A 10,413-nucleotide genomic window follows, 5' to 3' on the forward strand; every position below is an offset into this window, starting at 1 on the left:
TTCCGTTCCGCACCCGGCAGCAATCCTTTACCCACGTGGATCAGGCCGGGCGGACATTTTTACCGAAGTCCGGGCAGGGGGCTCACGCCAAACCCTTGCTCTTGCTGGGAAAAGGTTTTGGCCAGCCGCTTGCTATCACCTGCCCACGTCAGGCTGGGCGGGAAGGGGCGGATGGGTACTCTCGATTACTACGCGACGATGGCTCGGATGGCGCCTGGGGCGCTCGCGAAGAGCGCGGTCCGCCGGGTCCAGAAGGTCGCGCGGCAGGCGCTGTACCGCCGCCGCGAGCAGGTGGACGAGGCGCAGCTGCTGGAGTCCTTCGGCGCCACCCGAGCCGAGGACCTGGTGACGCTCGCGCTGGATCAGCGCACCTCGAGGGCCTGGTGTGAGGTGTCGCAGCGCAAGTCCGCTCGCGCCGCCATCCAGAGTGTTCCGGGCGCCAAGGCGCGCACCGTTCAGCGCGCGGAGCGGGCGCTGCGTCAGGAGTGGGACGTCTTCGGCACGCCGGTCTCCTTCGGTGAAGGCAAGCCGGTGGACTGGTCCCTGGATCCGGTGAGCGGCCGGCGCTTTCCCATGGATCCCGTGGAGCGCATGCCGCTGCACGTGACGGGCATGGATCCGAAGTACCCGTGGGTGATGGGCCGCCTGGACAGCGTGGTGGCCCTGGCCCAGGGCGCGTGGGTGGCGGACAGGAAGACCGAGCGCTCGCGCTTCGCCACCGCGTTCGTCCACCAGACGCTGGACTTCCTGCAGGCCAACCCCGTGGGCATGGGCGTCCACTGGACGTGCCCCATGGAGATTTCCTTGCGCGCGGCGAACCTCGCGCAGGCGCTGGCGATGTTCGCGGACGCGCCGGAGGTGCGCCGTCCGGAGTTCCTGGTGCCCGTGCTGGGCGCGCTCGCGGAGCACTGCGCGTGGGTGGAGGCCCACCTGGAGGACACCAGCGCGGTGCCCAACAACCACCTGGTCTCCAACTACGTGGGGCTGGCGGTGGTGGGGCTGCTCTTCCCGGAGCTGCCCGGCGCGCCCCGTCAGGTGGCGCTCGCGGCCAACGGCCTGCGCACGGAGATGGAGGCGCAGGTCCACCCCGAGGGCACGTCCTTCGAGGGCTCCATTCCCTACCACCGCCTGTCGGTGGAGCTGTTCACGCTGGCCTTCCTCGTCGCTCGCGGCGCGGGCGTGTCGCTGGGGCCCGCGTATGAAGCGCGTCTGCGATTGATGTTCGTCGCGGCCCGCGCGTGGTCCTCCGAGTCCGGCCTGGCGCCGCAGATTGGCGACAACGACAGCGGCCGCGTGTTCCCGTTCCAGGACCGCGAGGATGGCGATCACAGCTACCTGGCCGGGCTGGGCGCGGCGCTCTTCAACGACGCGGGCCTGGGCGGCGGCGTGTTCCCGGACGAGGCGGCGTGGCTCCTGGGCGACGCGGGCTTCGTGCGCTTCCACGCGCTGCCCGCGGCTTCCGCGCCCACGTCGGTCAGCTTCGCGGAAGGTGGATTTCACATCTTGCGCGGCGAAGGGGTCGTGCTCACCGTCTCGGCCGGAAAACAGGGGCAGCGGGGCGTCGGAGGACACAGCCACAACGACAAGCTTTCCTTCGAGCTTCACCTCGCCGGCCGCCCCGTCATCGTCGATTCAGGCACGGGTTCGTACACGCGGGATCCGGCCCTGCGCAACGCGATGCGGAGCACCGCGGCGCACAACACGCTTCAGGTGGATGGGGCGGAGCAGGCCCCGTTGGATCCGGCGCGGCTGTTCGCGCTGCCGGAGGATGCCCGGGCTCGCGTCGTGGCCTTCCAGCCCGGCTCGAAGCATGACCGGTTGGTGGTGCGCCACGACGGCTACCGCCACCTGCCGGCCCCGGTAGGGATTGAGAGGACTTTCTTCCTCGACCGGCACGTGCGCGCGCTGGCCGTGGGGGACCGGCTCGTCGGAACGGGCCGTCATGAGGTGGTCGGACGTTTGCACCTGCCGGATGCGCAGGCGCGGTGGTGCCAGCCCGCGGCGGAAGTGTTGGCGCGGGCGGGGCGCGTGAAGGAGGGCCCGGAGGCCTTCGATGCACGCGCCCTGGAGATTGGTCCGGCGGATGCCCCCGCGGGTTGGGTGCTCTTCGGGCAGGGGTTGGAGACCCTGCTCGTGCCGTCCCACTACTCGCCTGGATATGGGCGCGTGGTGCCGGCGGTGTCGGTGGAGTTCCGGAGGCAGCTGACGCCTCCGGCATGGTTGGGGTGGGTGTTCGTCTTCAGGTGATTGGTGTGGGTCGGGACGTGTGAGCCGGCGAGGCCGCACGTCAACTGCTGGGAGTAACGACAATGCGCGTGATGGTTGGCAACCCGTTGCTGGGTCGGATTCAGAATCGGGAAGCGAAGGTGGGCGTGGTGGGTCTGGGGTACGTCGGTCTTCCGCTGGGCATGGCGTTCGCGGAAGCCGGGTTCCCTGTCACGGGGCTGGACGTCGACCAGCGCAAGATCGACAAGATCGCCAAGGGTGAGAGCTACATCAAGCACATCCCCAGCGCGCCGCTGGCGGAGCTCACCAACGCCGGCAAGCTCAAGGCGACCAACGACTTCGCGAAGTCCCGCGAGCTGGACTGCGTGGTCATCTGCGTGCCCACGCCGCTCACCGCGTCGCGTGAGCCGGACATGACCTTCATCATCCAGACGGGCGAGGCCCTGGCGCCGTACGTGCGCCCCGGCCAGCTCTTCATCCTGGAGTCCACCACCTACCCGGGCACCACGGAGGAAGTGCTCAAGCCGCTGCTGGAGAAGAACGGCCTCAAGGCGGGCGTGGACTTCTTCCTGGCCTTCAGCCCCGAGCGCGAGGACCCGGGCAACAAGGGCTTCAACACGAAGACGATTCCGAAGGTCGTCGGCGGCTACTCGCCCGCGTGCCTCGAGGTGGCGGTCGCCCTCTACGGCAGCGCGCTGAAGGAAGTCGTCCCGGTGTCCTCCACGCGCGTGGCGGAGCTGGCCAAGCTGCTGGAGAACATCTACCGCTGCGTGAACATCGCCATGGTCAACGAGATGAAGATGCTCTGCGACCGCATGAACGTGGACGTGTGGGAGGTCATCCAGGCCGCCAGCACCAAGCCCTTCGGCTTCCAGCCGTTCTACCCGGGCCCGGGCCTGGGCGGGCACTGCATCCCCATCGACCCGTTCTACCTGACGTGGAAGGCGCGCGAGTTCGAGTTCCACACCAAGTTCATCGAGCTGGCCGGTGAGGTGAACTGGCAGATGCCCTACTACGTGGTGCAGCGCACGATGGAGGCGCTCAACCAGAACAAGAAGGTGCTCAACGGCGCGAAGGTCCTCTGCATCGGCGCGGCGTACAAGAAGGACATCGACGACCACCGCGAGTCCCCGTCGCTGCGCGTGATGACGCTCCTCAAGGAGAAGGGCGCGGAGATCGCCTACCACGACCCGTTCGTGAAGGAGCTGCACAAGGGCCACGGCTTCAACATGGAGATGAAGTCCGTCCCGCTCGACCCGGAGACGCTCAACCAGTACGACGCGGTGATGATCCTCACGGACCACTCGCACATCGACTACAACGAGCTGGTCCAGCGCTCGAACATCGTCGTCGACACGCGCAACGCGACCAAGAACGTCACCCAGGGCCGCGAGAAGATCGTCAAGGCGTAAGCCTGTAGCCACCACAGCATGCGGGCAGGAGGGTCCTCGCTTCACGCCATGGTGCGTGAGGGGAGGGCCCTCGCCGCGTTTCTGGCTACAGTGCGTCGCCGTGACCCGCGCCTTCCGAACCCTGTTCCCGCTGTCCGTGGCCGCGTCCCTGCTGATGGGCGCATCTCCCGCCGCTGATCCCCGCGCCCGGTTGCTGGACGCGATGAGCGCGGAGCTCCAGCGCAACCAGCAGCAGCTCAAGGTGACGGGCCATGAGGCGCCGTACTTCCTGAGCTACGGCGTGAAGGACTACGAGTCGCGGCTGATCATCGCGCGCTACGGAGCGCTGTTCCAGGACGACGACTACCGCGAGCGCAAGCTGGGCGTGGACGTGCGCGTGGGCAGCTACGACTACGACAGCTCCGTGGCGGACTCGTTGGACTTCGGCTTCAGCACCAGCAAGGGCTCCAGCTTCACCGCGCGCAAGGACGGGCCGCTGGACGACTCGCCGCTCGCGCTGCGCACGTCGCTGTGGCTGGTGACGGATGAGAAGTACAAGGCCGCGCTCTTCCAGTACCTGAAGAAGAAGGGGGAAGACGTCTACACGGTGGAGGACCCGAAGCGCCCCGCGTCCTTCTCCAAGGAGACGCCCGCCACCTACGTGCAGCCGCCGGTGGCCTTCCCCTTCGACCGCGAGAAGTGGCGCCGCGTGGCCCGCGAGGTGTCCGCGCGCTTCACCGCGCACCCGGAGCTGTTCGACTCGGAAGTTCGCGTCACCGCGGACAAGGCCACGCGGCTGTTCGTGTCGTCCGAGGGCACGCGCCTCATCACGGAGGAGACGCTGTACGCGTTCCACGTCTCCGCGGTGACGCGCGCGCCGGACGGGCAGCTCTTGGACGACTCGCGCAGCTTCTACCTGCCCACGGAAGCGGGGATGCCCAGCGAGGCGCGCGTGCACGAGGCCGCGCAGAAGGTCATCGACGAATTGCTCGCGCTGCGCCAGGCGCCGGCCATCACGCCGTACGCGGGCCCGGCCATCCTGGCGCCGGAGGCCGCGGGCGTGCTCTTCCACGAGACGCTGGGCCACCGGCTGGAGGCGGACCGGCAGGACGGCGACACCGACGGCAAGACGTTCAAGGGACAGGAGGGCAAGCAGATCCTCCCGGCGTTCCTGTCGCTGCGGGATGATCCGTCCAGGCGCGAGGTGAACGGCGAACCGCTCAACGGCTACTACCTCTACGACGAAGAGGGCGTGAAGGGGCAGCCGGTGAGCCTGGTGGAGAAGGGCGTGCTCAAGGGCTACCTGATGAGCCGTCACCCGGTGGAGGGCTTCCCCAAATCCAACGGCCACGGGCGCGGCCAGGGCACGCTCCAGCCGGTGGCGCGCATGGCGAACCTCCTGGTGGACAGCACGAAGCAGGTGAGCGACGCGGAGCTGAAGAAGCTGCTGATCGCGGAGGCGAAGCGGCAGGGCAAGCCCTATGGCCTCATCATCCGAGACATCACCGGCGGCAACACCAACACGTCCAGCTACGGCTACCAGGCCTTCAAGGGCGTGCCGCGCATGGTGTTCCGCGTGGACGTGAAGACGGGTGAGGAGACGCTGGTGCGCGGCGTCGAAATCGTCGGCACACCGCTGTCGTCCGTGAACCGCATCCTCGCCACCGGCCAGCGCCTGGGCGTGTTCAACGGCTTCTGCGGCGCGGAGAGCGGCAACGTGCCCGTGTCCACCGTGGCGCCCGCGGTGCTGCTCCAGGAGCTGGAGCTGCAGCGCACCATGGAGGGCAAGGACCGGCCGCCGCTGCTGCCCAGCCCGGCCGCCCCGGTGAAGGGGACGGCCGGACCGGAGGCGAAGAAGGACTAGCCGACCTTCTTCAGCACCACGTAGCCGGCGGCGGGGATGTTCACCGGGGTGTTCCCGCCGTTGAGCGTGGCGCCGTAGTTGCCGAAGTTGCCGCCGCCGTACACCGCGGCGTCGCTGTTCAGCACTTCCTTCCACTGGCCCGGGGGCAGGGGCAGCGAGTAGCCCTCCAGGTTCTTCTTGTTGAGGCTGCCCACCACGAGGAACTCCTCGTTGCCCGACTTGCGCGTGAAGGCCATCACGCTGTCGTCGTTGTGGGTGTAGACGCGCTTCACCTCCGCCGCCGCGCTGAAGGCGCCGCTGCTGTTCCTGAGGCCGATGGCGTCCTTGTAGAAGTTGAAGGACTGCCGGCGGGTGATGTCCAGCATCGCGTCCTTGCGCTCGGAGGCGGGCCTGGCGGCGACTTCCGCGAACAGCTTCTTGTCGTCCGCGGAGAAGGCCTTGTACGCGCTGTCCTTCGCGCGCGCGTCCGGGGACAGGTTGAACAGGCGCTCGTAGGTGGCCTTGGTGGTGTCGTTGAACGTCACCTTGCCGAAGTCCACGCCCTTGCCCACGTCCTGCCAGCTCCAGTCGCTGTCCCAGGTGGAGGGGTTGCCCCACTTGAAGGGGTTCTGGGCGCCGAACTCGTCACCCTGGAAGAACATGGGGATGCCGGGGCCGGCCATGCCGATGCCGGCGGCGAAGCGGGCGGCGCCGCGCGCCCAGTCCTCCGGGAAGTCGGTGGGGTCCGCGCCCTCGGCGGTGTCCATCGTGCGCTCGGCGTTACCCACTTCGTCGTGGTTGCTGATGATGGACAGCGCGTGCTTCCAGCCGTCCAGGCCGCGCGGGTTCGTCATCAGGTCCACGAACGCGTCCACGTCCGTCTTCATCCCGCGCGAGGCGGCCTGGATGAGGCCCGGCTTGCTGTTGTCGCGCACCAGCCGGTGCTGGAACTCCGTGTACCACTGGGCGTCGAAGCCGCCGCCCGTGCCGTCCGACTTCGCGGGGCGCGAGATGTCCGGCTCGTAGTCGAACTGCTCCGCCACGGTCCACGCGTTGGGGTTGATGAAGTGCACCTGGCGGTTGATCTCCCGGAGCATGTCCCAGCCGTCCTTGCCGCCCGTGCCCTTGATGGGCTCCGTGAAGTCGAAGCGCAGGCCGTCGAACTTCAGCTCGGCGATCTGCTGAACGGCGTGGTCGACGAAGAGCTGCTTCACCTGCGGCGTGTTGTACGCGGGCACGGCGCCCCACGGGGTGTCGCGCTGCTCGAACTTGCCGGGCTCCTTGGCCCAGTTGAAGTACGGGTTGCTGGGGCCGCCCACGTTCCACAGGCCGTTGTGGTCGCCGAAGACGTGGTTGTAGACGACGTCCGACACCACGTTGAGGCCCTTGCCGTGCGCCTCGTCGATGAAGCGCTTCAGCGCCTCGTCGCCCTCCACCCACTGGCCGCTTTCGTCCTCGAAGCCGAAGGAACTCTCCGAGGCCAGGCTGTTGACGCCCAGGTAGCCCCAGTTGCGCGGGCCCTCCACCTCGTTGGTGGGCAGCAGCTCCAGCGTGGTGACGCCCAGCTCCTTGAAGTAATCCAGCTTCTTGATCAGGTCCTCCATGGTGGAGCGGTTGGAGTTGCCCGCCTCGCCCAGGAAGCTGCCCACGTGCAGCTGGTACACCACCCACTTCGACGGGTCCTTCTCACGCGGGACGTGGTCGTTCTTGAACTGGAACTTCGTGGGGTCCGTGAGGATGGAGCCGCGGAAGTCCACGCCGCTGCCCTTCGTGATCAGGTCGCTCCAGGGGTCGTTCTCAGACGACGCGCGGCGCTCCACGTCGGACAGCTTGCCGTCGTTGTTCACGTCGTCGCGCAGGTGCAGCTTCCCCTGCGCGTCCTTGTCGAACACCTGGAACTCGTAGCGCAGGCCCGCCAGCTTGTCCGGGTCGTTGACGAGCGTCGTCCAGGCGCCGCCCTGGTTCGTCATCTTGATGCGGCCATCGTCGGTGACATTGCGCGACCAGAAGTCGTTGAACTTCCCGCCGCGCAGCTTGTCGATGAGCGTGTCGTCGAACCCGCCCAGGCGCTCCTGGAGCTGCTGCTTGTTGAGCGGGTTGCCCTCGCCGTCCTTGAGCACCAGGTACGCGCTGTCCGCGTCCTCCGCGTCGTCCACGTCGAAGCGCATCAGGCCGGTGGCGCCGGTGAAGTAGCGGTCCACCTCCTTGCCGCGCGTGGGGTCCAGGTACAGCCGGTCGATGCCGCGCTGCTCGCCCATCATCCGGCGCGCGTACGGGTCCGGCCGGTCGCTCACGGCGCCCGTGGAGTCCACCACTTCGTAGACGTAGGCCTTGCCCTCCATCTGGTTCCACGCGCCCTTGGCCTGCGCGGTCCAGTTGCCGCCCTCGTCGCGCGCCATGGGGATGCGCTGCTCGCGGCCCTCCTTGTCCGTCACCTTCACCTGCACGGCGCGCGCGTCCGGCGCCCAGAACTTGAAGTTCACGTCCTGGCCGGAGCGCTGCCCGCCCATGGAGTGGTACGTCGTGGGCGAGTACGACGCAGTGGGCTTGGAGAGGTCCAGCTTGAGGTTGCCCTCGCCCATCACCGCCCACTGGTCCTTCCCGGACGGGCCGTCCACGCTGACGCCCCACTCCCAGTTGCGGGGCAGGCCGTCGTCCGCCACCTTCACCGTGGCCTCGTACTTGCCGTTGCCCAGCGGCTTCATGGGGATGCCGCCGGAGGACCACTGCGCGTCGAAGCGTCCCTCCGCGTCCCAGCTGCCCTTGAGCTTGGGGTTGGTGAGCGACGCGTGCGGGCCTGCGTCGTAGGTGAACGTGATGGTGCGGGTGGTGGGGTTCGCCACCGTCGCGCCGTTCTTCACCGCGGACATGGGCGCGGCGCCCAACAGCGCGCTCGCGTGGGCGGAGCGGGCCAGGTTGCCGGTGCCGGCCACCGGGGCGCGGGTGCCGGTGGACGGCGTGGACTCGAAGCCGGACTGGTTGCGCTTCGCGGCGGCGGCCTTCGCGGCGGCGGCCTTCTGCCGTTCCGCCAGCGAGGCGGCGTCCGTGGGGGTGTTGCCCGTGGCGGGGGTCGAGGTGCGGGTCGGGCGGTTGATTTTGGAATCAGTCACGGGGCAATCCTCCGGCGGCCCACGCATAGCGGGCGTGCTCAACTTGTCGGGCCAGGGGCCTCCGGAGTTGTCTCCGGTGGCGCTGAAGTGGGCGAATGTGGGGTGGACGACGGCGGGAGCTTCGGATTCCCAGGAAATCCGCGCCCTTCCGGGCGTGGAACGGGCCTGGGCGGGGTCAGCCGGCCCCCCTTGAAGCCGCGCAGGAACACGTAGCGGCGGAAGTCGCGGAGGAAGGCGTCCACGGGCAGTCCGATGGCCTCACCGAAGCCACCCGTGAAGTCCTGTCCCCGGCGCATGGCGGCGAGCACGCCCCGGACGCGCGCCTCGCCGTAGCGCTCCACGAGGAAGGTGAAGGCGTGGTGGGCGGCGCCGTAGACGGTGGCGTTCTGGGTCTCGTAGAGGGACTCGGCGCGGGCCAGCGGGTCCTCCTGGGGGAACTGGTGGAGGAAGCGGGACAGGTCCTCCAGGCTGGGGACGCGGTAGCCCTGGCCGGCGGTGTACGAGGCCATGCCCTCGCTGAACCACAGCGGGATGCCCTTCTTCGTCCAGTCCGACACGGTGGCGGACGCCTGCCACATGAGGCTGTGGGTGAGCTCGTGCAGCAGCACCTCGTCCACCTGCTTCTGGGTGGCGCCTGCGCGCGTCCAGGTGCGGGGGCTCTGGACCTCCACCTGCTCGAAGCGGGCCCAGGCGCGCAGGAAGTCGTAGCCGTCGCGGTGGGCGGCGCGCTCCAGGGCGGCGTGGTTGGGGTGGATGACCAGGGTGACGGGCTCCTGGAAGGTGCCCCAGCGGGCCAGGCGGGGCGCGGCGTTGCTCACGGCGCGGCGGACCATGTCCGCGGCCGGGGCGTCCCTGGCGGAGTGCTCGAAGCGGAACTCACCGCCGGGCAGCGCCAGCGTGGCGGCGGGGTCCACGGACTTCTTCGGGGCGGCGGCGCACGCGGACAGGAGCAGCGCCGCGAGCAGCGGGGGCAGCAGGCTCCATGGTCCGGTACCGCCCACCCGCATCCTTCCGTCCCTCTAGCTGGCCCCGAGCCAACGGATCACCGCGCGGCCCACGTCCGCGACGGTGGAGAACGACGCTACCTCCGGGGCGGAGGGGCCGAAGTAGAGCATGGGCACGGCGTGCACGGTGTGTCCTCGAACCGACAGGTCCTCCACGTTGCCGTGGTCACTGCACACCAACACGCGCGCATCGTGTGGCCGGTGGTCCGCCACGGCGCGAAGGAAGGCGTCGAAGGTGTCGAGCGCCAGGCGGGCCGCCTGGAAGTCCTGGGCGTGGCCGGCCTCGTCGGCGAGGTAGTGCTCGAAGAAGGTGAAGTCCGCTCCTCCCGCGATGCGCCAGAAGAGGGCCGCGGCCTCCTGGGGCGTCCGGTGGGGCACGTCCAGCCCGTGCGCGCGGGCAGCGGCGCCGGTGATGTCGTGGGTGAGCCCGTCATCGGCGCGCGCGTCGTCCAGGGTGCGCAGGCGCTCCTGGCCCGCGGCGAAGGCGAGCTTGGCGGCGGAGGGGCGCACCTTGCGCGCGGCGCGTTCGGACAGGGTGAACTCCGGCGGCGACGTGGACGGGCGCCGTGGCACTCCGAGCGCGTCCAGGTACGGCGCGGGGTACGCGTTGGCGAAGGTGGCGGTGCGGCCCGCGGCCTTGAGTCGCCGGACGATGCTGCGCTCCGCGAGCAAGTCCTTGAGGGCGGTGTTGGGGTAGCCCAGCACGTGGCCGCCCACGAGGACGGGGGCCGGGTCTCCGGTGAGGATGGCCGTCTGGTTGGAGGCGGACTGGGGCCGGCCGGGCACGCCGAAGGTGGGGTCCACCGCCAGGCCCACGCCGCCGTGGGGCAGGGTGGGGG

The 10,413-nt window shown here is 69.3% G+C and carries 6 protein-coding genes; 3 read left to right on the top strand and 3 right to left on the bottom strand.

The window, feature by feature from the left end; translation table 11 throughout:
• Positions 1–171: 171 nt before the first annotated feature.
• The 3 genes from D7X55_RS07530 (at position 172) to D7X55_RS07540 (ending at position 5,481) form a co-directional block, all read left to right on the top strand.
• Entirely contained in the window at positions 172–2,247 is a 2,076-nt protein-coding gene (locus D7X55_RS07530) for an alginate lyase family protein (protein ID WP_199746892.1), read from the top strand.
• Positions 2,248–2,318: 71 nt separating this feature from the next.
• On the top strand, positions 2,319–3,638 hold the full coding sequence (locus D7X55_RS07535; protein ID WP_120546809.1) for a nucleotide sugar dehydrogenase: 1,320 nt from the start codon (positions 2,319–2,321) through the stop codon (positions 3,636–3,638).
• 154 nt (positions 3,639–3,792) lie between these two features.
• Complete coding sequence (locus D7X55_RS07540; protein WP_121722652.1) at positions 3,793–5,481, top strand: TldD/PmbA family protein; 1,689 nt, start codon at positions 3,793–3,795, stop codon at positions 5,479–5,481.
• On the opposite strand, the gene D7X55_RS07545 is transcribed toward D7X55_RS07540, so the two are convergent.
• From D7X55_RS07545 to D7X55_RS07555, 3 genes are all read right to left on the bottom strand, one after another.
• Entirely contained in the window at positions 5,478–8,570 is a 3,093-nt protein-coding gene (locus D7X55_RS07545) for an alpha amylase C-terminal domain-containing protein (protein ID WP_120546743.1), read from the bottom strand. The two genes, D7X55_RS07540 and D7X55_RS07545, sit on opposite strands and share 4 nt — an antisense overlap.
• A 38-nt stretch (positions 8,571–8,608) precedes the next feature.
• Complete coding sequence (locus D7X55_RS07550) at positions 8,609–9,577, bottom strand: hypothetical protein (RefSeq protein WP_120546742.1); 969 nt, start codon at positions 9,575–9,577, stop codon at positions 8,609–8,611.
• A gap of 12 nt (positions 9,578–9,589) precedes the next feature.
• Positions 9,590–10,413: metalloenzyme (locus D7X55_RS07555; protein WP_121722653.1), on the bottom strand; the 824-nt coding region annotated here is incomplete at its 5' end.

Origin of the sequence: Corallococcus sp. AB049A, from assembly GCF_003668885.1 — a bacterium.
Lineage (GTDB): Bacteria > Myxococcota > Myxococcia > Myxococcales > Myxococcaceae > Corallococcus > Corallococcus interemptor.

Coding starts and splice junctions, on each gene's coding strand:
- D7X55_RS07530 (WP_199746892.1), top strand. CDS start 172: ATGGGTACTCTCGATTACTACGCGACGATGGCTCGGATGGCGCCTGGG.
- D7X55_RS07535 (WP_120546809.1), top strand. CDS start 2,319: ATGGTTGGCAACCCGTTGCTGGGTCGGATTCAGAATCGGGAAGCGAAG.
- D7X55_RS07540 (WP_121722652.1), top strand. CDS start 3,793: ATGGGCGCATCTCCCGCCGCTGATCCCCGCGCCCGGTTGCTGGACGCG.
- D7X55_RS07550 (WP_120546742.1), bottom strand. CDS start 9,577: ATGCGGGTGGGCGGTACCGGACCATGGAGCCTGCTGCCCCCGCTGCTC.